The sequence below is a fragment of the Salinibacillus xinjiangensis genome (genome assembly GCF_009649735.1).
GTDB classification, from domain to species: domain Bacteria; phylum Bacillota; class Bacilli; order Bacillales; family Alkalibacillaceae; genus Salinibacillus; species Salinibacillus xinjiangensis.
This window is the reverse complement of sequence record NZ_WJNH01000018.1, coordinates 1-23,808: the sequence shown is the minus strand read 5'-3', so window position 1 is coordinate 23,808 and position 23,808 is coordinate 1. Positions and strand designations below refer to the sequence as shown.

22 protein-coding genes and 1 other annotated feature are annotated in these 23,808 nt (G+C 37.4%); of the genes, 2 read left to right on the top strand and 20 right to left on the bottom strand.

Annotated elements, in window-relative coordinates:
* Positions 1-37 precede the first annotated feature (37 nt).
* The 11 genes from minD to GH754_RS18230 form a co-directional block, all read right to left on the bottom strand.
* Positions 38-835 carry a septum site-determining protein MinD gene (minD, locus tag GH754_RS18280; RefSeq protein ID WP_153730096.1) on the bottom strand — a complete coding sequence of 266 codons (798 nt, stop codon included), beginning with the start codon at positions 833-835 and terminating at the stop codon, positions 38-40.
* Positions 828-1,514, bottom strand: coding sequence for a septum site-determining protein MinC (gene minC, locus GH754_RS18275; RefSeq protein WP_323742106.1), 687 nt, complete (start codon positions 1,512-1,514; stop codon positions 828-830). The genes minD and minC overlap by 8 nt, the downstream gene beginning before the upstream one ends.
* 61 nt (positions 1,515-1,575) lie before the next feature.
* Positions 1,576-2,106, bottom strand: coding sequence for a rod shape-determining protein MreD (gene mreD, locus GH754_RS18270; protein ID WP_153730095.1), 531 nt, complete (start codon positions 2,104-2,106; stop codon positions 1,576-1,578).
* Positions 2,103-2,987: a rod shape-determining protein MreC gene (gene mreC, locus GH754_RS18265; protein WP_153730094.1), complete on the bottom strand. Its 885-nt coding sequence runs from the start codon at positions 2,985-2,987 to the stop codon at positions 2,103-2,105. Before mreC ends, mreD begins: the two co-directional genes overlap by 4 nt.
* A 39-nt stretch (positions 2,988-3,026) precedes the next feature.
* Positions 3,027-4,055: a rod shape-determining protein gene (locus GH754_RS18260; RefSeq protein WP_323742105.1), complete on the bottom strand. Its 1,029-nt coding sequence runs from the start codon at positions 4,053-4,055 to the stop codon at positions 3,027-3,029.
* Positions 4,056-4,217: 162 nt separating this feature from the next.
* Entirely contained in the window at positions 4,218-4,895 is a 678-nt protein-coding gene (gene radC, locus GH754_RS18255; RefSeq protein ID WP_153730139.1) for a RadC family protein, read from the bottom strand.
* Between the two features lie 36 nt (positions 4,896-4,931).
* Positions 4,932-5,516, bottom strand: a complete 585-nt coding sequence (locus tag GH754_RS18250) for a Maf family protein (RefSeq protein WP_153730093.1) — start codon at positions 5,514-5,516, stop codon at positions 4,932-4,934.
* Positions 5,517-5,725: 209 nt separating this feature from the next.
* Positions 5,726-6,715: a hypothetical protein gene (locus GH754_RS18245; protein WP_153730092.1), complete on the bottom strand. Its 990-nt coding sequence runs from the start codon at positions 6,713-6,715 to the stop codon at positions 5,726-5,728.
* Between the two features lie 167 nt (positions 6,716-6,882).
* The gene (locus GH754_RS18240) at positions 6,883-8,619 is read right to left on the bottom strand and encodes a sensor domain-containing diguanylate cyclase (protein ID WP_194841407.1); all 1,737 of its coding nucleotides are present in this window, start codon (positions 8,617-8,619) and stop codon (positions 6,883-6,885) included.
* A gap of 117 nt (positions 8,620-8,736) precedes the next feature.
* On the bottom strand, positions 8,737-10,029 hold the full coding sequence (locus GH754_RS18235; protein WP_153730090.1) for a bifunctional folylpolyglutamate synthase/dihydrofolate synthase: 1,293 nt from the start codon (positions 10,027-10,029) through the stop codon (positions 8,737-8,739).
* Positions 10,030-10,095: 66 nt separating this feature from the next.
* Positions 10,096-12,738 (bottom strand): valine--tRNA ligase, encoded by a 2,643-nt coding sequence (locus GH754_RS18230; RefSeq protein ID WP_153730089.1) that lies wholly within the window; start codon positions 12,736-12,738, stop codon positions 10,096-10,098.
* A gap of 86 nt (positions 12,739-12,824) precedes the next feature.
* Positions 12,825-13,066, bottom strand: a binding site (T-box leader).
* A gap of 119 nt (positions 13,067-13,185) precedes the next feature.
* Between GH754_RS18230 and GH754_RS18225 the strand changes: the two genes are divergently transcribed.
* Entirely contained in the window at positions 13,186-13,374 is a 189-nt protein-coding gene (locus GH754_RS18225) for a hypothetical protein (protein WP_153730088.1), read from the top strand.
* On the opposite strand, the gene GH754_RS18220 is transcribed toward GH754_RS18225, so the two are convergent.
* From GH754_RS18220 to hemA, 8 genes are all read right to left on the bottom strand, one after another.
* A complete protein-coding gene (locus GH754_RS18220; RefSeq protein WP_153730087.1) occupies positions 13,371-14,378 on the bottom strand; it encodes a protein kinase family protein in 1,008 nt (335 codons plus the stop codon). The two genes, GH754_RS18225 and GH754_RS18220, sit on opposite strands and share 4 nt — an antisense overlap.
* Positions 14,379-14,400: 22 nt before the next feature.
* Complete coding sequence (spoVID, locus tag GH754_RS18215) at positions 14,401-15,507, bottom strand: stage VI sporulation protein D (RefSeq protein WP_194841406.1); 1,107 nt, start codon at positions 15,505-15,507, stop codon at positions 14,401-14,403.
* A 378-nt stretch (positions 15,508-15,885) separates the two neighbouring features.
* The gene (hemL, locus tag GH754_RS18210; protein WP_153730085.1) at positions 15,886-17,178 is read right to left on the bottom strand and encodes a glutamate-1-semialdehyde 2,1-aminomutase; all 1,293 of its coding nucleotides are present in this window, start codon (positions 17,176-17,178) and stop codon (positions 15,886-15,888) included.
* Between the two features lie 31 nt (positions 17,179-17,209).
* Positions 17,210-18,187 (bottom strand): porphobilinogen synthase, encoded by a 978-nt coding sequence (gene hemB, locus GH754_RS18205; RefSeq protein ID WP_153730084.1) that lies wholly within the window; start codon positions 18,185-18,187, stop codon positions 17,210-17,212.
* Positions 18,180-18,971 carry a uroporphyrinogen-III synthase gene (locus GH754_RS18200; RefSeq protein ID WP_153730083.1) on the bottom strand — a complete coding sequence of 264 codons (792 nt, stop codon included), beginning with the start codon at positions 18,969-18,971 and terminating at the stop codon, positions 18,180-18,182. The genes hemB and GH754_RS18200 overlap by 8 nt, the downstream gene beginning before the upstream one ends.
* Entirely contained in the window at positions 18,968-19,903 is a 936-nt protein-coding gene (hemC, locus tag GH754_RS18195; protein WP_153730082.1) for a hydroxymethylbilane synthase, read from the bottom strand. The genes GH754_RS18200 and hemC overlap by 4 nt, the downstream gene beginning before the upstream one ends.
* Before the next feature lie 15 nt (positions 19,904-19,918).
* A complete protein-coding gene (locus tag GH754_RS18190) occupies positions 19,919-20,743 on the bottom strand; it encodes a cytochrome C assembly family protein (RefSeq protein ID WP_153730081.1) in 825 nt (274 codons plus the stop codon).
* A 28-nt stretch (positions 20,744-20,771) separates the two neighbouring features.
* The gene (gene hemA / locus GH754_RS18185) at positions 20,772-22,157 is read right to left on the bottom strand and encodes a glutamyl-tRNA reductase (RefSeq protein ID WP_153730080.1); all 1,386 of its coding nucleotides are present in this window, start codon (positions 22,155-22,157) and stop codon (positions 20,772-20,774) included.
* Between the two features lie 268 nt (positions 22,158-22,425).
* Between hemA and GH754_RS18180 the strand changes: the two genes are divergently transcribed.
* Entirely contained in the window at positions 22,426-22,902 is a 477-nt protein-coding gene (locus GH754_RS18180) for a LiaI-LiaF-like domain-containing protein (protein ID WP_153730079.1), read from the top strand.
* A gap of 59 nt (positions 22,903-22,961) precedes the next feature.
* Here GH754_RS18180 and GH754_RS18175 read toward each other — a convergent pair whose 3' ends face one another.
* Positions 22,962-23,606 carry an IS3 family transposase gene (locus GH754_RS18175; protein WP_456114940.1) on the bottom strand — a complete coding sequence of 215 codons (645 nt, stop codon included), beginning with the start codon at positions 23,604-23,606 and terminating at the stop codon, positions 22,962-22,964.
* Positions 23,607-23,808: the final 202 nt, after the last annotated feature.

Genomic DNA, 23,808 nt, shown 5'->3' with positions numbered 1-23,808 from the left:
CAAACAAAAAAGCAGCCACTAAAAAGGCTGCTTTTCCTTATGATTTAATGCCGAAGAACTTTTTCACTTTTGACATCATGCCCTTATCATCCTCAAGGGACATTAGTGGTACAGATTCTCCTAAAATTCTTCTTGCGATATTGCGGTATGAAATGGATGCTTTCGTATTTGGTTGGAAGGCAATCGGTTCACCGTGATGAGATGATTTAATCACTTCATCATCATCCGCTACAATTCCTAACAAATCCACTGCTAGTATGCCGATAATATCATTAATATCTAACATATCACCGGTTTTAACCATATGAGTTCGGATCCGGTTGATGATAAGATGCGGCGTCCCTAAGTCTTCTTTTTCTAATAATCCTATGATTCTATCAGCATCTCGAACGCTCGATTTCTCAGGAGTGGTTACCACAATTGCTTTATCTGCACCTGCAATTGCATTTTTATATCCTTGTTCAATTCCAGCTGGACAATCAATTAATATGTAATCATAGTCTGATTTCAACTCATTGATAATGTCCCGAATTCCTTCAGGAGTAATCGCCGATTTGTCACTAGTTTGTGACGCAGGTAAGAGGTGTAAACAATCAAACCGCTTATCTTTTACGAGGGATTGCTTTACTTTACAGCGTCCTTGAACCACGTCGACAATGTCATATACGATTCTATTTTCAAGCCCTAATACAACGTCCAAATTTCGAAGCCCAATATCCGTGTCTATTAAACACACATTCTTTCCTAGCAATGCAAGACTTGTCCCGACATTAGCCGTTGTGGTCGTCTTACCTACACCGCCTTTTCCAGATGTAATAACAATTGCCTCACCCATTACTGATTCTCCTTTCCATCGAACGTAAATTAGGTCGAAGATTAGATAACATTTGTATTCTATCTATTAATATTTTGTCATGTTCTTCATCAACATAAGCACACTCCATATAAACACCTTCTGTCGCAAAATCAGGGGAGCGGCTTAGTAAATCAGCAATTCTTAACTGAGTTGGATTCATATATGCAGCAACGACAACAGCTTGCCTATCTCCCTCAAGTCCTGCATGGGCGATACCGTTTAACCTACCTAGTATGTAAATGTTTCCGGTGGCAGAAACACTTCCACCAGGATTCACATCTCCTACGAGTAATAAATCCCCCTGTACGTGTACTGTCTGACCTGCACGAACCATCCTTGTGATCGTCGATACTTCTAAATCCTTCTGCCATTCCTTTGCTTCATGTTTCGTAATTACGTTAGAAGTAATCTCATTAATAATTAAATTATTCTTACTGCGGACAATCTGTAAAAAATCATCCTTCATCTCCTTCGTCAAATACCTATTACCTAGATGAATATTAACCTTGACCATCGGATGGTCTTTATCTACAACTGATGATGATAATTTCGTCTCTAGTTCTTTGAGAATTTGATCAAATGAACAGGTTTCATCAATGATGAAAGTCAACCCATCCTTTGTTCCTTTAATTGTAATTGCTTGTTTATTGTTATTCACAGAGGTTCACCTCAATAGTACAATTTCGATAAAAGATAGCAAAAATCCTCTTTTCCAATTTTTACTTTTGTGTAAAATGCTCAAATGACCATTTTTCTAACCTATTTCGGTACATAGGATATACAATCATTAAAAATAGCAAGTTTGAGAGCATCGTTGGAATTAGTCTGTTTTTTAAATAAACGGACCAACTAATATCCGCAAAACCAATCATATAATACATTGCATAAATGAGGTGATCAGCAAAAAAGACAGCAACAAATCCTAATAAAAACGTTACAATAAAGTTTGGATGTAAAAGCTGTTTAAATCCTAATACTATAAATATGGTTAAGCCATAGGTGAACATATAAACACCCAAGGTATCCGTATAGGTAAAATCAAATAGAAATCCAAAAATTATCGCATACACTAGCGAATAAATAGAATTATCTTGATCATAAAAAATGGCAATTAGCACTGTAAATAATAACACCCAGTGAGGAATAGGCTGCATTCCACCAATCAGCCACTGTTTTGGAATTTGATCTGTAGCCGTACTTTCTAATATTAACAGAGCTAAAAGGATAAGAGGAGGGAATATGCGTGTCATGATTCTTCCTCCTCAGGATTTGGTGCTTCTGGTGAGTTCATTTTGCGATCCACAACCATCACATGATTGATATCATATAAATCAGCTGCTGACTTGACGTAAGCGACTTTTGTTAAACCGTAGGAATCCATCTCAACTGACTCAATTTCACCGATAACAAGACCCTTAGGGAATACTCCTCCCATACCGGAACTTACAACCAATTGACCCTTTTCTACTTCCTTATCTGTAGATTTTATGGTTAAAATTAAGGACTCTCGTTTATCGTCATAACCTTCAATTAAGCCAAACACAGGATCTTCCTTGCCCTGTACTAAGACGGAAATTCGATTGTTACGATCAAAGCCACTTAATAGCTGAACATCAGAGGTGAATTGGTAGGCTGTTGTCACTTTTCCTACCATCCCCTCTGCCGTTATAACCGCCATATTAGGCCGAACACCATGTTGTTTTCCCTTATTAATTGATAACTGTTGCATCCATAATGGCTCAGGACTTCGGCCATTAACCGATGCCTGTATGACATTATAATCTCTTAGTGAATCCGCATCCTTCTTCTCTAATAGGGCTTGGAGTTCCTCATTTTCTTCTTCTAAAGCTTGTACCTCATACAATAAATCTTTATATTCGGATAGACGCTCTTTTAAGACTTCATTCTGCTCAAAGGTAGTTTTGAGCTGATTAATATCATCAAAAAAATCTGTAACAAATCGGACAGGTACTTGGAATACTCCTTGTACCCATCCAATTGTATCCTTTAAAAGTTCTTCAGGTAAGCTAACCTCTTCTCGATCTCTCATCGAAAAACCAATAAGAGCAACGAGCAAAATCACACTTACAAGAATAATAATTAAAGCTCTTCTCCTCAAAAAGGACCACATCTATTACACCTACTTCTTTCACTTCTTCAAATTAAAATACTATCGGTTTGAAATACTAGGATTTGCACGGAAATGGTGAATATAGTCTAAGGATTTACCTGTTCCAATGGCAACACAATCTAAAGGATCCTCCGCTACAAATACAGGCATTTTTGTTTCTTCACTAATTTTTTTGTCTAGATTTTTTAATAATGCTCCTCCACCTGCTAAAACAATACCTTTTTCCATGATGTCTGCAGATAATTCAGGAGGTGTTTTTTCCAACGTATTTTTGACTGCTTCAACAATCGAGTTTATCGTATCTCGAAGTGCCGCTTCAATCTCCAAATTCGATGTGGTAATCGTTTGCGGCAAGCCTGTTACTAAATCCCGTCCTCTAATTTCCATTTCTACCGTATCGTGTACTTCACCAGCTGAACCAATCTCCATTTTAATGACTTCAGCTGTATGTTCACCAATTAATAAATTATATTTCTTTTTTATAAATTGAATAATAGCGTCGTCCATCTCATCTCCTGCAATCCGTATGGACTGACTCGTGACAATTCCACCTAACGATATAATGGCGACTTCTGTTGTTCCCCCACCAATGTCCACAATCATACTTCCTGTAGGCTCCCAAACTGGTAACCCTGCTCCAATGGCTGCAGCAAATGGTTCTGCAATTGGATAGGCATCTTTAGCTCCCGCCTGCTTCGTTGCATCGATGACGGCTCTTTCCTCAACCATTGTAATTCCTGAAGGTACACAGACCATTACATTTGGCTTTCTTGCAAATGGAGAACGACGTTTATGGGCTTTATTAATATAATATTTCATCATCATAGCCGTTGTTTCGTAATCCGCAATAACCCCATCTTTCATTGGTCTTATAACAGATATATTTCCAGGTGTACGTCCGATCATGATTTTGGCATTATTTCCTACTGCTTCAGTTTCCCCAGTTTGTAAATTTTTTGCTACAACAGATGGCTCACGTAATAAAATTCCTTTTCCTTTCATGTAAACCAACGTGTTAGCTGTACCCAAATCTATTCCTAGGTCTTGTGAAAAACCAAAACGCACCACATAAATCTCCCTCTCTCTGAGTGTTTTTTCACAAACCACTTCTTATGTACTATTGTATTACAAAAAATACAGTTAATAAGCGCCATTCAAGATTTACTTGAAAAATGGCGCTTTTTTACCCTTTTATCATATTATACGAAAAAATTTTTGAAATAGATAGTCCTATAAGTACCCTTTTTCTTTCAGGGAAACATATTTTCTATCACCTATCACCAGATGATCAAGTAATTCGATCCCTATCATTTTACCACATTCCGTGAGTCTTCTTGTAACATGAATATCTTCCTGAGAGGGAGAGGGATCTCCAGAAGGATGGTTATGGGCACAAATAATAGAGGCTGCAGAACGCTTAACAGCTTCTCGGAAAATTTCACGAGGGTGTACAATAGAGGCGTTAAGACTCCCGATAAAAACAGTTTGCTGATGAATGACTTGATTTTTTGTGTTTAAAAAAAGACAGACAAAATGCTCCTGTTTCAAATGTCTTAACTCTTCCATCACAAAATCTGCCCCGTCTTCAGGACTTCGAATAACATACCGTTCTGTAGGTTTAAAAGAGTACACTCTTTTTCCGATTTCAAGAGCTGCCATTAGCACAACTGCTTTGGCAGTCCCAATTCCTTTAATTGCTGTTAATTCTTCCACAGTTGCGTCTTTTAACAGCGGTAATCCTTCAAAATGGACGAGTAGCCGATGGGATAACGACATCACGGACTCGTTTTTTGTGCCTGTACCTAGGATGATAGCTAATAAATCCTGATTTGATAAATGGTTTGCACCTAAGTTCATTAACCTTTCTCTTGGACGGTCATTTTTAGGTACATCCTTAATACAAACCATGTCTTGTGACAATATACATTCTCCTCCCACACTAACTCATGATTGAAAAAAGCTAGGGTATATTGAAAAATCTCGTAGTTCTCTCACTACACGAGATATCGGTAAACCAACTACATTATAATAATCACCGATGATTCTTTTAACAAATGTGGCTCCTATACTTTGGATTCCGTAAGCTCCAGCTTTATCGAAGGGGTCCATTGTAGAAATATAATGATGGATTTCTTTTGAACTTAAAGGCCAAAATTCTACTTCCGTTTTCTCTGCCAATACTTTTATACGATCACTCGTTCGAATAGCTACTCCAGTATAAACCTCATGAACCTGTCCACTTAATGCAGATAGCATATTCATTGCATCTTCTTCCGTGTGAGGCTTCTCGAAAATATCTCCCTGGTAGGATACTACTGTATCAGCAGCTAAAATCACTTCTTGCTCTGTCAATAATGATACATGGTCAGCTTTCAATTTTGCTAGTTGCTCAACTTTACTTTCTGGTGAACGACTTGAAATTATAGATTCATCAACATCTGGTTTACGTATGTCAAACGGAATTTTCACTTGCTCTAGTAACTGTTGCCTTCTCGGTGAGGATGAGGCTAGTATGAGTTGTCGCGACATCAAATAACCCCCATTACATCTTTGGAATCTTTCTGTAATTATATTTTAAATAACTTGTACGTTAAATTCAAAAAGCAATTATTCATTATTGACTTCATCTTTTTCTCGAAAATTAAAATTATACTCATAAATAAATTCGTTTCCCATCCACCTAGTTAAAAGAAACTGTGGTTTTAATTGAATTAAAAAAGGACAGAAAAACTTCTGTCCTAACTATTCATATACTGTTGATACGCGTGTAAGATTCCAATTAACTGATTTTGGACTAGCCAATGAGATTCCTCGGATTGCTCAAGCAATTGATTATACTTAGCTGCAAATTGCTCGCCACTTTCACTAATGGATTCTGGTTTATTCTGATACCAACTACGAGTCTTATCTATTTGCGACGATAGCTCCTCCGAATAACTTGTTGCTAACGGAACTGTCTCTTTCCAAAGTGACATTCCTTCTTTAATCCAATTCCCTTCAGCTTCTGAAATATCTTTTTCACTAGCTGCCACAGCCCAAGACTTTACAAAGGCATCTTTCTCCGGATCAAAGCCTAATTCTTCAATACTTGTTTCGAGCTGCTTCGCTGTCTCATTGGTTAAACCTAGACTGGCAAACAAATAAAACATTCCTTCTGACTCCCAAATAAAAGGATAAACCCCTGAATCTTTAAACAGATTTTGTCTTTCTTGAGCTTTTCCTTCGCTCGAGTATACACCGACCTGCACAACATGGGAATCAACCCCATCGAATGAAACAGCCACTGTATTCTCATTTGCAGGTGAGGTTGTCACTGCATCTTCTCCATCAGTCCCTGTTGCGGATTGATTCGTCTCATCCTCTATCCCTAAAGCCTGTTGAGGTTCATCTATTCCTGATAGCAGATTTAATAGCACAAATCCTAAAATAGAACCAACGATAATGGCTGATACCCCTGCCGTGACTAATCGTTTTAGACTAGGCATATTTGAAAATAATGATCGTTTCTTTTGATAAGGTCTTTGTAATACCTCTACTTTAGGGGGTTCGTCTTGATTGGAAGTGTATGAAAAAGGGTTATTCTGATTGCTATGTCTAGGTTCTCTATTTTGGTCTAAAGCTGCAGCCATTTCCTTCTTCGCATCCTCATCCTTGTAGAATGATTTAGCTGTGACTTCTTTTTCTTCGCCATTAATTCGGACAGAAAGCTTTTTCTGATTCTTGTCCACTTAAATCCCCCACTTTTTCCTGCTTTTGTCTTGACCTTATCATGCTTACGAGAAAAAAGTTGTCGAGTTATGACAACCTATTAAACAATTTCATCTTGATTTTTCCCTATTTCTCCTCATAAACTGGCAATGTAATACAAAAAGCAGCTGATTCCACTAATCAGCTGCTACATTTGAATAACTTTTTCGTAGGTTGCTACTTTATTTCTACCATTATTTTTTGCTCCAACATACATGGCTCGGTCCGCGTGTCTAATAAGCTCTGTTGGGTCATCACAATCATCTGGAAAAGTTGCAATACCAATACTTGCTGTTAAATTAACTTGTATTGGATTGTCAACATCTGTGATATGCTGTTCCAGTTGAAATGGCTGTTCACTTATTATTCTTCTCAGTTTTTCCGCTTCAAACAGAGCCTCATCTTTCCCTCTGCCCTGTAATAGAACGACAAATTCCTCCCCGCCATATCTCGCAACAATGCTATTATTCATGGCTGTTTCTATTCGTTTTGCCAGCTCTCTTAAAACCTCATTTCCACTCTCATGTCCGTATGTATCATTCACGCGCTTGAAATAGTCTAAGTCTAGCAAAATTAATGAATGGATTTCTTTCACACCTTTGGCTATCATATCTTCAAAGAGATGATGTAGGTATTCCTCAAAATATCGGTAATTATATAATTTTGTTAACTGACAGCGCTCACTTTTCTGTTTAGTGGATTCATAGTGTCTAGCGTTTTCTATCGCAACTGCTAGATAGTTCGCCATGATTTCTACAAGCATATATTGATATTTTTCATAGGCTCGTTTATTTCGTGAGGCAATGGTGATGATTCCAACGACCTTTTCGTTTCTTCTAATTGGAACAGAGATGAGACTTTCTGCATCATTAGGTATCGAATAATCCGGTATACTACTTTCCCAAATCGTTCGTTTCGTGAAAAATAATCCCTCACCATTTCCATATACCATGCCACTAATTCCTTGGAATTTCTTGAAGGTCTGTGGTGATGGCGGTCCTTTCTGGTCTCCTAAGTTACGAACTAATGTTAAGCTTTCATTACTATTTAACACATCGTAAATGTAACCATAATGAACATCAAGTAGAGATGTAATTTCAGCTGCAAAAATATCTAAAACTTCCTTTACATCCAGCTTTCCAGTTAGCTTCTGACCAATATCACTTGTTTTTTGCATATATGTATTCAATTTTTTAGAAGCATAGTACCCCATAATCATAATAGATATCATGATGAAAGGAATTCCAACAAAATAAATTGCTTTAGCTCCAAGCTCGATATACAAAAGATATAAAACATAGCCAACAGGAATAGTTATGATAGACGTTAGAACATCCCATAATAGCGATCTTGAGAAAAATCGTTCCTTTTGGGAAGTAATAAACATTCGTAATAGATGTAATAAGATTTGGTTTCCAAATATAACACCAATTATATAGCCTAAAATAGGTAGCTGTTGTTCAACAGTAAAGGCCCGCGCTGCATCTGTGTTCACGCCACCTAACATAAAGTACACAGCGGCTCCTATAATCGAAGTTAATAGAAACAAGAGTAAATTAGCGGGAATGCGGTACAAATCCTCTTTTCCAATTCGAAGCTTCATGATTAAAGCAATCACAGCAATTTGTGTTAGGACTACTTCTGCAAACAACCCGAAATGCAAAAATACAGCAAAGCTTATCCCGTGTATAAAGAAAATAGGGGTTTCACCTACGATGATTGGAAAAAGGGAAACGATACACATTAGTAGTGCAAAAGAAATAATGTCAAACCAATTACCCTCAATGTTGACACGATGACCCATCAATTGATATAAATAAAAAATTAACGTAGGCCATATTAACAACCATAAGATCCAGATAATCCTTTTCTTCTGTTTTGTCATACTTTGCATCTCCCATTAACCCATTTTTCCAAACCTAATACTTTATCTCTATTTAACTATTTTTCACTACAAAAATTCTGATATTTTAATATATTAAAGTAATTTTATCATATTTTACTAATTAATTTCAAAATATTGTCTAATTACTGAAATAAAATATAAAGATCCTGAGATAATGATGACTTCATTCATAGGATCAATGGACTGGATAAGTTCTTTAATCGACGCTTCCCAATTTGACTTAAGATGCTTATTTGGATGATCACTCAACTCAAATAAATTTTCCGCCTTGGCTGCACGTTCGAATTCAAAAGTAGTAAAGGTAACAGTGGTAAACGCCTGATTAAACAGATTAATCATATCGCTTAAAGCTTTATCCTTCATTGCTGAAAACAGCAAATGTTTTCTTTTTTCCGGATAGAAACGCTCAACGGTTTGGATAAGCGTCTCAATCCCCTCCTTATTATGAGCACCATCAATAATGACTAATGGATGATGATGGACCGTTTCAAACCTTCCTGGCCAAGTTGTGCCAAATAATCCTTCTTTTACCTTTGTGGTATCTACTTGAAGATTGACCATTTTACTTAAACGCAAGAATGCTTGGAGTGCCGTTGAAGCATTTACAACTTGGTGGAAACCCCTCATTTGAATGGCTAATTCAGAATAATCTCCTAGCTTCGAAAAAAACGAAAAAGTTTCCAATCCATCATGTACTCCTAATTGTTTAGCTCTAAAGTCACTAGAAAAATGATCCAAAGGTACGCTCAACTCTGAGGCTTTTCGCTTTATTAAATGTAAAGATTGCTGTTCGGTAACAGCTGTAACTAACGGAATTTGTTCCTTCATAATCCCCGCTTTTTCATAGGCAATTTGTTCATATGTATTTCCTAATATTGCTGTATGATCTAATCCAACATTTGTGATGATAGTTAAAATGGGTTGTACCACATTGGTTGAATCTAATCTTCCACCTAGCCCAGTCTCAAATAAAACGTAATCCAAGTCCTGCTGTGAAAAATAATCAAATGCAATGGCTGTAATAACTTCAAATTCCGTTGGTGGGCCAAGCTCTGTCTTTTCTAATTCAAGACATAATGGCTTTATTTTTTCTACAAAACTAGTCATCTCATCATCTGGAATTGGTTGGCCATCAACACTTATGCGTTCATTAAATTTTACAATGTACGGTGATGTAAAGGTGCCTACAGAATAGCCGTGAGATTGCATAATATGCCTTAAAAAGGACAAGGTGGAGCCTTTGCCATTGGTACCAGCTATATGAATGGCTTTGATTTTCTTTTGCGGATGATTAAGCTTTTCCATTAACCATTCCATACGTTTTAATCCTGGTTTGATACCAAAAGTTTCGCGACTATGTATCCATTGAACAGCTTCTCTGTAGTCCATCTTAGTTCCCTCACTTTTTCAGCATGAAAATTAGGGGAACAGTACAACTGCCCCCCTATATAGAAATTACCCCTTTAAGTCTTTCATTCGTTGCTCTACTTTCGCTCGTTTATCTAAATAATCTTTTTCCTTATCTCGTTCTTGCTCCACAATTTGTTCGGGTGCGTTATTGACAAACTTTTCATTGGCTAATTTTTTCTGAACAAGGTCTACTTCAGCATTCCACTTTTCCCATTCTTTTTGTAATCGTGCTAATTCTTCTTCAATATTAATTAGACCTTCCAATGGTAAATAAATTTCTGCCCCTGTCACTACTGCACTCATCGCTTTTTCCGGAACATTTAACTCTGTATTAATCTGTAATTCACTTGGATTACAGAACTTTTCTAAATAATGGCGATTCGTTTCAAGACCTGCTTTAACGGTCGCATCATTTGCTTTAACTAACATTTTTATTTCTTTAGACATCGGTGTGTTCACTTCTGCCCGAATATTTCTCACAGAACGTATCAAGTCAACCAACAGCTTCATTTGAGAAGATGCTTTTTCATTCGTGAACTCAGGCTTCACTTGTGGCCATGATGAAACGGTAATGGATTCGCCATCATGTGGCAAATGCTGCCATATTTCCTCGGTAATAAATGGCATAAATGGATGCAACATACGCATTGTTTGGTCGAGAACATATACTAAAACTGATTTTGTCGTATGCTTCGCCTCTTCATCATCACCATATAAAGGTAGCTTTGCCATTTCAATATACCAATCACAAAACTCATCCCATATAAAGTTGTAAAGGTGCCGTCCTGCTTCACCAAAATCATATTTATCAATATTTCTAGTTACTTGTTCAATGGTTTCATTTAAACGAGTTAGTATCCATTGATCCGCTACAGATTTATCACCAGACAAATCAACCTCTTCATATTTCATCCCATCGAGGTTCATTAGCACAAAGCGGGATGCATTCCAAATCTTATTCGCAAAATTCCAAGTGGATTCGATCTTTTCCCAGTGAAATCGCAAGTCCTGTCCTGGAGATGAACCGGTGGAAAGGAAATATCTAAGTGAATCAGCACCATATTTTTCCACTACTTCCATTGGGTCGACCCCATTACCTAAGGACTTACTCATTTTTCGTCCTTCCGCATCTCGGACTAAGCCATGGATCAAAACATCCTTAAATGGTCTTCTATCCATAAACTGCTTCGATTGAAAAATCATGCGTGAAACCCAGAAAAAGATAATGTCATAGCCTGTAACAAGTACATCAGTAGGGAAATATCGGTTTAGGTCAGAGCTTTCCTGATCTGGCCAGCCTAACGTTGAGAACGGCCATAACGCCGATGAGAACCAAGTATCTAATACATCTTCATCCTGCTCCCAATTTTCAATATCCTTTGGTGCCTCTTTTCCTACATAAACCTCACCTGTTTCCTTGTGGTACCAGGCTGGAATTCTGTGCCCCCACCATAGCTGACGAGAAATACACCAATCACGAATATTTTCCATCCAGTTTAGATACGTCTTTTCAAAACGGTCCGGAACAAACTCAACTTTGTCATCTGTGCTCTGTAGGTCAACCGCAGCTTTAGCTAATGGCTCCATATTAACGAACCATTGTGTAGATAGGTATGGTTCAACAACAGCACCACTACGCTCGGAATGGCCAACTGAATGGGTATGTTCCTCAATCTTAAACAATACCCCTTCATCCTGTAGATCTTTGACAAGCTGTTTCCGGCATTCAAACCGATCCATTCCTTGATATTTTAAGGCATTTTCATTCATCGTTCCGTCTTCATTCATCACGAGTATTCGTTCAAGGTTGTGACGATTGCCAATTTCAAAGTCATTTGGATCATGAGCCGGTGTGATTTTAACGGCACCAGAACCAAATTCCATATCAACATAATCATCAGCAACAATTTCAATTTCACGACCTGTTAAAGGCAATACAACCTCTTTTCCAATCAGGTGTTGATAACGCTCATCTTTAGGATGAACAGCTACCGCTGTATCTCCTAACATCGTTTCTGGGCGCGTGGTGGCAATTTCAATATAGCCTGATCCGTCCTTTAAAGGATACTTCATATGATAAAATGCACCCTGAACTTCCTTATAGATAACCTCGATATCTGAAAGAGCGGTTTGTGTTTGTGGGTCCCAGTTGATAATATATTCGCCACGGTAGATTAAGCCTTTTTCATACAGCGTTACAAATACTTCTTTAACAGCATTTGATAACCCTTCATCAAGAGTAAATCGCTCTCTAGAGTAGTCTAGGCCTAAACCAAGCTTTTCCCACTGTTTGCGAATGAAGGAGGCATACTCTTCCTTCCAATCCCAAACCTGTTCCACAAATTTCTCTCGACCAAGGTCATATCTGTTTTTTCCTTCTTCTTTAAGCTTTGCTTCAACCTTTGCTTGAGTCGCAATTCCCGCATGGTCCATACCTGGTAACCACAATACATCATAGCCTTGCATCCTTTTATAACGCGTAATAATATCCTGTAAAGTCGTATCCCAAGCATGGCCGAGATGAAGTTTACCCGTTACGTTTGGCGGTGGAATCACAATTGTAAACGGATCCTTACTCTTATCATCCTTAGCCTCAAAAAACTTACCCTTAACCCAATAATCATACCGTCCAGATTCCACTTGAGTGGGATCATATTTTGGCGGCATCGAAACCTCTTGATTTCCCATATCCATTCCTCCTTAACCTTTTACAATCAATACCTATCAGGATGTAGTCGCCATTATAGAAATAAAAAAACCCTTCTCATCCTATTGAAAAGGACGAAAAGGGTTATTTCGCGGTACCACCTTTATTTACAGTTCAACTTTACTACAGTCGAATCTACTGTACACTTCATTTTTATAACGGGTTATCCGGTTTCTTCTACTTGGTTTCAAAGAAACTGCATCTTCCAGGGCGACCTTCCAAGGTAGTTTGTTCCTAGGAAACGTCTCAGCAAATCGTTTCCCTCTCTGAAGGCATACTCCTTGTACTCCTCCCTATCAAGGCATTTCTTCCTATTCCTTTGTATTAATTATTTTAGCCAGTTTTCGATATAAAAGTCAATTATCTTTTAACACTTTTTCCACTTTTACATCATATTATACTAACGAGTTTGTAAAAGGAGGATCATAATGGGAAAATTTTATCGTTATAAGTTGCCACCTTGGTTAAGACATTGGATATTTGTCATTGAAAGATGTACGGTGCCCCTAATGGTCTATCAAATTATTCGAACCTTATTAATCCCAACGACTTTAGATGTTTTCTTAACAGGTATTTTTGTCGGAATCTTTTTTGCCTTTTATTTAGACTGGATTTAAATGCTCTCATCATCATTGTTAATATGCTCATCTTGGAGGTGTTTTTGAACCTTTAATACGTGATCAAAGTAAAATTGATAACGCTGAAAACGCTGAATCCACTCAACTTCAGTACGGAGGTTTGGATTTTTCACATATTGATATACCTCCTGCAAGTAACGGTCTAAATTAAGTAAGTGAAGCGAAAGTATGGATATGTCCCCATTCATAAAAGTATGTTGGTCAACATAAATGTTTAGTCCTTCTATCAATTGCTCAATAGGAGCGTCATGGTAAAAACAGATAGAATAAAAAAACTGGGCAAGGTCCTTTGCTGGATGCCCATAAAAAGCTTTTTCCCAATTGATCAAGACCATACCATCGACGGAATTGATAAAGTGAGAGGGTGATAAGTTACCATGGCAAAGAGAAAAGGTCATTTTTTTCTCTTCCCTCACACGTTCTAGCCATTCACCGTACCAGTATTCCATCTGCATGGAGATTTCACGGATTAATCGGTAAGAATGGCAAATTAGTAATTCGGAAGGGGACATGTAATGATTTGCTTCAAATGAACCTATCCATTTTTCAAATTGGTTAAAATTCGTCTTCACTTTTGACTTTTGTGCTTGAATCCAATCCTGAACTTGGTCTACGTTGAGCCTTCTATCCACTGCTGTTTTGGTATGAATTACAGCTAATTCCGAAAAAAACGGCAGTAAGGAAGAAGAAAATGAAACATCTTGTTTTGATTTAAACCAAGGTGAAACATAATACGAATGCTTCTTTCCGAGTAAAACGGGTGATTGCTTATCATTTAAATATACTTGGGCTACTGACGATAAATTTTTCTTTTTAGCCAGCTGATAAACCATAGCAAATGTCCGGTTGACATGCGGTGTTTTTGTTTGCTTGAGTGCAACATACTGATTACCTGTATAGACTTTTGCCAATTTTTTCGTAATCATTTCACCTTGATATGGAAACATTCCATATGATTGCAAGACTTGTTTAAGTTTACTCAATTCAACTCATCCTCAATTTTAATCAAGAGGGATCTGTTTGTTTCTTTTTTACTGGAATATATAAAATATCACCAGTTTGGATTTCTTCATCCTCAAGCTTGTTGTAGCGTAAAATATGTGTGATCGGCATCTCGTATCGCTTAGCAATACTCTCCAGCGTATCGGATTCCTGAACAATGCACAATCGAATTTTGGAATACGTATCCTCTTCACGATCAAACATATTGACTAAATAAATAGCATTTTCTCTGCTCTCTGGACTTGGGGATTCCTCATAGCTGTCTACATTATATTCAACTGCTGGACTTTCATTATAAGGAGTATCTTCATAAAGACTATCCTCATATGGACTATCGCTTCCATCATCTTCATATTGGCTTTCATCATGATCCTTCTTAAAGAATTCCTCGAATGTTTGAGACTTTTTCTTAAACCATAAATCTCGGTCCTTATCATCTTCACTATTTTCTTCCTGTTCTACATCGTTTGCCTTATATTCCTCACCTACTACATCAGATGGATCCTCGAACAAAGAGCTGGAAGGACTAGCCGATTCTGCTTCTTCATCAAACTGTACATCAAATGAAAAAGGCTCACTCACCTCTTCCCATTGATTCTCATCCTCTCTGCCTTCAGCTAATTCCTCACTTCTTTCCTCTTCTAACGGCTCTTCTTCAGTAATTCCTTCTTGCTGAATTCCTGTAATTGCCACCTGAGCTTGTAGCTTCATTTGAGAAGTGTCTGGAATTTCATAGTCAAAGTAATCAATCTCGACCATCACATCGTCTAATGAAGGTACACGATATTTTGGAATGGTTATTTCGACGGGAATATTATAATGAAACTCATTTAGACCATCCTCAAATGAACGAACATCACTTATATAATTTTTAGCTGAACGGTCTTGAAAGGATAATATATGTTCATCATCACTTGAAGAATCAACGGTTGGCATATATTCACCAGTAAGTTCAATTACCCCCCTAACGGAAACAAAATCATCATTCTCTTGAATCGTAATATTAGGCTCAAGTGCAATTCCAATTAATTCTTTTAACTCCTGTCCCTTTTGAAACCATAAAAGTTCATTTAATTCAAAATTGAGCACGTTCCGGTTATCTTGATTCAAACGAACTCCTCCTCCCCTAAAAAATGCAAATATACCAATCTCTACACTTATATGTATGGATTTCAAGAATTATAACGAGAGAATGAAAATGAATGATAGGGGAGTGGTGATTTTTTACTTATGTGTATGGATTTTAGAGTGGATATGAGCATAGCGAAACGGTCCTTTAGCACAATTTATGTAAACTTCAGCATAGTATTTTTGACTTTAGCATCTCCCTGTGATTTTTCAGCAACTCCCGAGTAATCTTCAGCATAATAAAGAGTGTTTATCATTTTGTGCTTAAACTTCAGCTTGGAACCCTTAATCTATTGCACCCATCTTCACTTGAACCTTATCCCAGCAAAAAAAGCTGCCTCCTCAGAGACAGCTTTCACCTTATGATTCTTTAATTTTACGAAATGTATTTCTCGCCGCTTCAATCGTTTTCTCAATATCCTCATCTGAATGAGCGGTTGATAGAAAGATTCCTTCAAATTGAGAAGGTGGGAGAAATACGCCTTCTTCTGCCATTGACCGATAGTAGCTTGCAAACAATTCAAGATCTGCAGACTTAGCTGTTTCAAAGTTAATGACATCTTTATTCGTAAAGAATATACCTACCATTGAGCCAGCCCGGTTAATTGTATGTGGAATTTCAAATTCCGTGGCCGCTTGGCTAAATCCTTCTACAAGGCGGTCTACTTTTTGACTGAGTCCTTCATAGGCCTCTTTCGTCATCGCTGTTAACGTTTCATACCCCGCTGTCATGGCTAGTGGGTTACCTGAAAGAGTTCCGGCTTGATAGATTGAACCGGCTGGTGCAATCTTCTCCATAATCTCACGTTTACCACCATAGGCACCAACAGGCAAGCCTCCGCCAATCACTTTACCTAAGCAGGTTAAGTCAGGTGTCACATCAAAATGACCTTGTGCAGAATGATAACCAACGCGGAATCCTGTCATTACCTCATCAAAGATAAGCAGAGAGCCATTTTGTTCAGTGATTTCTCTTAGCTTTTGAAGCAAATTATTTCGTGGTGGGACTACACCCATATTTCCAGACACAGGTTCCACGATGACAGCTGCAATATCATTACCAAACTGTTCAAAAGCATACTTAACACTTTCTACATCATTGTAAGGCACGGTAATTGTATTTTGTGCAATCGACTCCGGCACACCTGGGCTATCTGGTAACCCTAATGTAGCTACACCTGAGCCTGCTTTAATAAGTAGGGAATCACCATGACCATGATAGTTACCTTCAAACTTTAATATTTTATCTCGGCCCGTATATCCTCGAGCTAACCGAAGCGCACTCATGGTTGCTTCCGTTCCTGAGTTTACCATTCGAACCATTTCAATAGATGGAACGCGGTCAATAATTAATTTAGCTAGCTCATTTTCAATTTCAGTAGGAGTACCAAAGCTCGTACCACCTTGAAGAACACGCTGAAGGGAATTGACTACTTTTTCATGAGCATGACCTAAAATTAGCGGACCCCAGCTAAGTACATAGTCAATATATTCATTTCCATCAATGTCGTAAATTTTAGAGCCTTTTCCTTTTTCCATAAAAATCGGATCCATTTGAACAGATTTAAAGGCTCTTACAGGTGAGTTCACTCCACCTGGCAATAAATCTACGGCCTCTTTAAACGCTTGTACAGATTTTTGATTCTCACGCATAACATTCACCCTCTTCTTCATGCTTTATCTACTATTCATTTAACCATTTTGCAACATCTTTAGCAAAATACGTTATGATTAAGTCTGCGCCAGCTCGCTTCATTGATGTTAGTTTCTCTAAAACAATCGCTTTTTCATCCACCCAGCCTTGTTGAGCCGCTGCTTTCACAAGTGAGAACTCTCCACTAACGTTATAAGCAACAACAGGTACAGGATGACGATCACGTATTTCTCTCATAATATCTAAGTATGAAAGTGCTGGTTTCACAATTAAGAAGTCTGCACCCTCTTCTATATCTGAATCAGCCTCTCGAAAGGCTTCTAGACGATTTGCTGGGTCCATTTGATATGCTTTTCGGTCCCCAGATTGTGGTGTACTTTGTGCCGCTTCACGGAATGGACCATAAAATGCAGATGCGTATTTTACGGCATAAGACATAATTGGAATCTTATGATAACCTGCCTCATCCAATCCTTGACGAATAGCCGCAACAAAGCCATCCATCATATTGGATGGAGCTATAATATCAGCACCAGCTTCAGCTTGAGCAATAGCCGTATCAACTAATAGTTTAAGTGATTCATCATTTTGGACATAGCCATCTTCAATCAGTCCGCAATGCCCATGAGATGTATACTCACATAAGCATGTATCAGCGATTACCGTAAGCTCAGGAACTTCTTTCTTTAGTGTCCGAATCGCCTCTTGTACAATTCCATGCTCATGAAAGGCACCTGTACCACATTCGTCCTTCTCTTCCGGTACTCCAAATAATATAACGGACTTTATCCCTAAGGAAACAACTTCTTTCATTTCCTCTACCAAATAGTCTAAAGATAAATGGTAAATTCCAGGCATAGATGAGATTTCTCGCTTTACCCCTTTTTCCTCTACCACAAATACTGGATAGATTAAATCCTCTTTATGTAGGTGAGTTTCGCGCACTAAAGACCTCATATTCTCATTGATACGTAAACGGCGATGGCGCTTAAAATTCAATTCATTCATGTTTAATCCCCTTTCTATTATCCATATGGTCAACTAGTCTATGTATCATACTAACCCCTGTAAAGTTTTCTGGAATTAGTATTCGTTGAAAGCCCATTTCTTCTGCCTTTTTCCTTGTTGTTGTCCCTATACAAATACAAAGCCGACCTAGGGTATTTTCATCAATTTCTTCTTTTCCAAGCTGAAAAAAAGCTTCAATGGTCGATGGGCTCATAAATGTTAGAACATGTATGGTGTTACTCTTTAATTCGTTAATTAGCTCATTTTTTATGTCTACATTCACACGAGTAGCATACACCGTTACAGAAGAGAACGGGATATTTTGTTCTGTAAAAAATTCTGGGAGAGTTGGACGTGATAATGTACCACGGACAAGCAATACCTTTTTAGGATGATGTTGCCTTAAAAATTCATCTCCCATATATTCAGCAGTGTATATCGTAGGCTCAAAATCAACAGTAAAACCATATTCCTTGAGCTTTTCACTTGTCTTCTTCCCTACTGCCCCAATTTGCACAGAGTGAAAGTGATCAAGTGATAGACCATAAGCTTCGATGCTTTTGATAAAATATCGAACTCCATTAACACTTGTGAAAAAAAGCCAATCAAACTCGTCTAACTGTTCAAAAGCCAAACGATTGGAAGGTTGGTCAATCCAATCATAGATAAGCAAAGGGATTTCAATTGGTACTCCGCCATATTGACGAATCAGATTCGAAATAGGCTCGGCCTGTTTCTTTTCTCTAGTCACCATAATATTCATTCCCTTTAAAGGGAGGTTCATGATTGATCTAGCTCCTCTTTTGCCTCATCAATCATTTCCTTACCGCCTTTCTTAAACATACGGTCTGCCGCTTCCTTACCAACTTCAACTGGATCTGTACCTCTTACTACCTCGTGTAATACAGTTGAACCATCAGATTTCGCAATGAGTGCAGTTAAAACAATCTCTTCTCCGTCTAAGTATGCATAGCCTGCAATCGGAACCTGACAGCCACCTTCTAGCAGATGTAAAAAGGTACGTTCTGCCGTTACTGTTCTTGCTGTATATTCATCATTAATTTTTTCTAACAGCTCACGAAGCTCCGTATCCTCTTCCCGACATTCAATTGCTAGAGCACCTTGGCCTACAGCTGGCACACACACATCAGGCTCTAAAAATTCAGTAACCATGCTTTCTGGCCAATCCATTCGTTTTAAACCTGCTGCAGCTAGAACGATGGCATCATAGTCCTCTTCCTTTAGCTTTCTCATTCTTGTTTCAATATTTCCGCGAATCGATTTAATTTTCACATCTGGACGTTGTACAAGAACCTGGGCAGCTCGTCTTAAACTACTCGTTCCAACAATCGCTCCTTCAGGTAGGTCCTTAAGCTTTGTTTGGCTATCCTTTGAAATAAATGCATCCCGGTGATCCTCACGTTCTGGAATTGACGCAATCACAAGTCCATCAGGCATCTCTGAAGGCATATCCTTCATACTATGTACAGCTAAATCTACCTCTTTATCGTACATAGCTTGTTCAATTTCTTTCACAAATAAGCCTTTTCCTCCAACCTTTGAAAGGGTTACATCTAAAATTTTATCCCCTTTTGTCATGATTTTCTTTACTTCAAACGTGTAAGGGAGATTTAAACCTTTTAACTTTTCAATCACCCATTCAGTTTGAGTTAAGGCAAGGTTACTTCGTCTAGAACCAATAACAATTTTTCGCATTGTAGTATCCTCCAATTAAAAATGAAAATTTGAAAGTGTGCTAAATAAAAAGTAGTTCACTAGTAAAAATAAAAAAGCATAAACATTAAAGTAGGCTAGTTTCTTTCCTTGCATTCCTTTGGCAACCCTAAAGAATAATAGAATTCCATAAACAATAATAACAAAAAAGGAACCTAATGTTTTCACGTCATACCAATAAAAGGGCTCATTTGAAGTATAACCCCAAATCACACCTAAAATTACGGCGATTAAAAGCATAGGGACTCCAAGGAGAACGGATAGGAACGAGAAATTCTCTAGTTGATTCAAATTCCCCAACCTTTTTAACCGAATTGACCACTTTTTCTCCTTTAACATCTTGTACTGTAATAAGTACATACAGGAAAATATAAAAGAAAACGTAAAAAAGCTATATGAAACAATGGCCAATGTAATATGCGTAATAAGCATTTCACTGACAAAATCAATTTCATTTACATCTACAGCATTTTGCGCCCGTGAAAATATGTACATAACCATTAAAAAGAAACCTAACACATTGGTAAAAAACACAAAAAAATCGACTCGAAACAGCCTGTTGATGATCAGAGAAAACGTAATCAAAATCCAAGCATAAAAATAAAGACCATCATAGATGGTTAGAATGGGAAAACGATCATCACTTAACATTCTACTAAACAAAAAAAAGGTTTGTAAAAGCCAAACCGTTGAAAGAAACCAGAAGGACAATCGATTGACCTTCTGGTTCTGTTGTATAAAATCAATAAAGTACCCCATAATACTTAAGCCATAAATAATAATAATAAGTTCATATACCCACTTGAAGTCGAAATGAACCATAAGTTCTTGTTCCTCTCATTTCAGTCGTTTACGAGTGAATAGAAGATTTTCCAAAGGTAGGTTTAAAGAAGGTTTTTCCTTTTCCTTCTACCTCGGTTTTTCCAGATTGTTTAAGCTTTGCTTTTTGTTCTTCAAGCTCGTTTTCCACTTCTTCTTCAATCCCAAATATTTTCGTGAAGAGTTCTAATGATTCATCAGCATTTTTTTCTCCGGCAAGCTCCTTAGCCTGAAGGATCGGTTGCTTCAACAATTGGTTAATAATACTTTTCGTATGCTTATTCAATACCTTTTGCTCACGCGGAGTTAAATCTGGCATTTTGCGTTCGATAGACTTCATTGTCTCGGCTTGAATGGTCAGCGCTTTTTGACGAAGGGCCGATATAACGGGAACGACTCCTAGTGTCTGCAACCATTCCTTATATTCATTAATCTCAGCTAGTATCAGTGATTCTGTTTCTAATGCCATTTCTTTTCTTGCTTCTAAGTTTGCATCGACAATTCCTTGTAGATCATCAATATCATATAAGAAAACATCCTCAAGTTCATTTAAGGCTGGATCTATATCTCTAGGTACAGCGATATCCATCAAAAAGAGAGGGCGTCCTTTACGTTTACGAATTAAGCTTTTCATTGTATTTTTATTTAATACGTATGAATTTGCTCCAGTTGAGCTAATCAATATATCAACTGACTGAATTACTTCATTCAGATCGTCCAGAGAATAGGCTTTACCACCCATTTTCTGTGCTAATTCTTCAGCTTTAGCTATGGTACGGTTTACCACTGCTACACTGGCAACCCCAGAACCATAAAGGTTTTTAAGTGCTAATTCACCCATTTTACCGGCACCTAGAATCGCTACCTTTTTTTGATCTAAATCGCCAAAAATTTTCTTCGCGAGTTCAACGGCAGCGTAACTCACAGAAACCGCATTTTCGCCTATTTCTGTTTCCTTGTGAGACCGCTTAGCAACGGTTATGGCTTGTTTAAACAGTTGATTAAAAATAGTTCCTGACGTTTTATGCTCTTGAGCCGCCAAAAATGCATGCTTCACCTGACCAAGTATTTGCGTCTCACCCAACACCATAGACTCTAGTCCACATGTTAAGCGGAACAAATGTTGTACAGCCTCATCTTCCTCATGAATCGCAATATATGAGGCTATGTCGTCTATGGATAAAGAAAACCATTCAGATAAAAATCGTTTTATATAATAACGACCTGTGTGTATTTGATCCACCACAGCATAGATTTCCGTACGATTACATGTAGAAACTATAACATTTTCTAAGATACTTTTCTCATCACTTAGCTTAGTCATTGCCTTTACTAGCTCATGATCGGAAAAGGCTAATTGTTCACGAATTTCTACAGGTGCTGTTTTATAATTGATACTAATGACTAGCGTGTGCATTGTTTCACCCTCCGTAACCCAGTCACATTAATCATTCATATTAATTTTATTATATCATGTCGATATATGAAATTTTTATGATTTATTGAACATATTTTGAATTTCTATGGTACTGTTAAGATAAATCCGATTTATTATATAATTATCAAATGAATACAATTTCACCTTTAGTACCATAGCATATCTAGGCCCGACAAGCAAGAAATGGACATTTTTTACTACATAACTTAATTGACATCATTTTGTTTTTTCTAAGGAGAGATACATCTTGGGTAAGCAACACATCTTCATCAGTACTTTTTTAATTGGAATGGGACTATATTTTCTTCTTCAAGATTATTCTATTCCACTTCTGGCTAATTTTCATTCTTGGCCAACAATCATTATTATTTTAGGGATATCATTTCTACTACAAAGTGGTCTGGGAAAAGCAAAGGATAGTATGTTCCCAGGGATACTTTTACTTGGACTCGGAATTCATTTTCATCTTCTCATGTATTATACATTTTGGTTCAATCACTGGAGTGTCTATCTATTGATAATTAGTTTAGCCTTCATTTTAAAGAGTGCGAAAGGTCAACGAGGCTTAGGATTTATATTATTAGCTATTTCCATTATTTCCATTCTTTTATATTCAAAACCGTCCTGGTTACACAATTTTAAACCATCCTTTATTGACGGGTTACCTTTATTACCGATTATTTTAATTGGCCTCGGAATTTATATGCTATTTAACAAAAAATAAAAGGTGCTCAATACTTGTTAACTAAATACAGTGGTTACCCCCAAAAGTTAGAGTTTTTATTATGTAGCTGATTGGATGGATTGAGTTCGATATTCTACTGGACTCATTCCATTCAATTTTTCTTTTGAACGTTCATGATTGTACCATTGGATGTATTCTTCAATCTGTCTTTTTAACTCTTCATAGCTTACTAATTCTTCCCCGTAATACATTTCTTGCTTTAAAATGCCAAAGAAATTCTCGATCGAAGCGTTGTCTGCGCAGGTTGCTTTACGTGACATGCTTTGGAANAATACCTTATTTTCTTTCAATGTACTTACCCATTTATTGTGTTGGTAATGCCAGCCTTGATCGGAATGGATGGTTGTGCGATATGTTGCACGATTCTTTATTGTCTTTATCGTTTCTTTTAAAGGTTCCATGACAATATCTAACGTTGGACGTTTTCTCATACCATAGGCAACAATTCCCCCATTATAAAGGTCAAGAATTGGATTTAAATATAACTTCTCTTCGCCTAGACATTTGAATTCTGTAATGTCGGTTACTAACTTTTGAAGAGGTATATGATACACTTTTTTATGGTTAAATTGAACAGCAGTTTCTAAATAGGAAGCANCTGTTTCTAGTATAAATTGTACTGCATCTAATTTAAATTGAACAGAATACTTCTGCTTCGTTTTTCTTCGTTTTAATCCATCCATGCCCTGGGCTTTATAGGCTCTCACCCAACTTCTTAATGGATTAGTACTTGCCATATTATATTTTTTCGATAATGATAGATATCCAAGATGCCCATACAAATACTCGGTAACAAGCTTTATTTTAAATTCCTCACTATATTTGACCATAAAAACACCCCCGAAAGTTAGATTTTCTACTCTAACTTTCGGGGGTCGGTACCAT

Bases quoted from the DNA above. Each gene is read 5' to 3' on its own strand.
- GH754_RS18250 (WP_153730093.1), bottom strand. From the start codon at position 5,516: ATGTCGCGACAACTCATACTAGCCTCATCCTCACCGAGAAGGCAACAG.
- GH754_RS18190 (WP_153730081.1), bottom strand. From the start codon at position 20,743: ATGGTTCATTTCGACTTCAAGTGGGTATATGAACTTATTATTATTATT.
- minD (WP_153730096.1), bottom strand. From the start codon at position 835: ATGGGTGAGGCAATTGTTATTACATCTGGAAAAGGCGGTGTAGGTAAG.
- mreC (WP_153730094.1), bottom strand. From the start codon at position 2,987: ATGTGGTCCTTTTTGAGGAGAAGAGCTTTAATTATTATTCTTGTAAGT.
- GH754_RS18230 (WP_153730089.1), bottom strand. From the start codon at position 12,738: ATGGGAAATCAAGAGGTTTCGATGCCGCCAAAATATGATCCCACTCAA.
- GH754_RS18225 (WP_153730088.1), top strand. From the start codon at position 13,186: ATGGGAAAATTTTATCGTTATAAGTTGCCACCTTGGTTAAGACATTGG.
- GH754_RS18200 (WP_153730083.1), bottom strand. From the start codon at position 18,971: ATGAACCTCCCTTTAAAGGGAATGAATATTATGGTGACTAGAGAAAAG.
- hemB (WP_153730084.1), bottom strand. From the start codon at position 18,187: ATGAATGAATTGAATTTTAAGCGCCATCGCCGTTTACGTATCAATGAG.
- hemL (WP_153730085.1), bottom strand. From the start codon at position 17,178: ATGCGTGAGAATCAAAAATCTGTACAAGCGTTTAAAGAGGCCGTAGAT.
- hemA (WP_153730080.1), bottom strand. From the start codon at position 22,157: ATGCACACGCTAGTCATTAGTATCAATTATAAAACAGCACCTGTAGAA.
- hemC (WP_153730082.1), bottom strand. From the start codon at position 19,903: ATGCGAAAAATTGTTATTGGTTCTAGACGAAGTAACCTTGCCTTAACT.
- radC (WP_153730139.1), bottom strand. From the start codon at position 4,895: ATGGTTTGTATTAAGGATGTACCTAAAAATGACCGTCCAAGAGAAAGG.
- mreD (WP_153730095.1), bottom strand. From the start codon at position 2,106: ATGACACGCATATTCCCTCCTCTTATCCTTTTAGCTCTGTTAATATTA.
- GH754_RS18240 (WP_194841407.1), bottom strand. From the start codon at position 8,619: ATGACAAAACAGAAGAAAAGGATTATCTGGATCTTATGGTTGTTAATA.
- GH754_RS18235 (WP_153730090.1), bottom strand. From the start codon at position 10,029: ATGGACTACAGAGAAGCTGTTCAATGGATACATAGTCGCGAAACTTTT.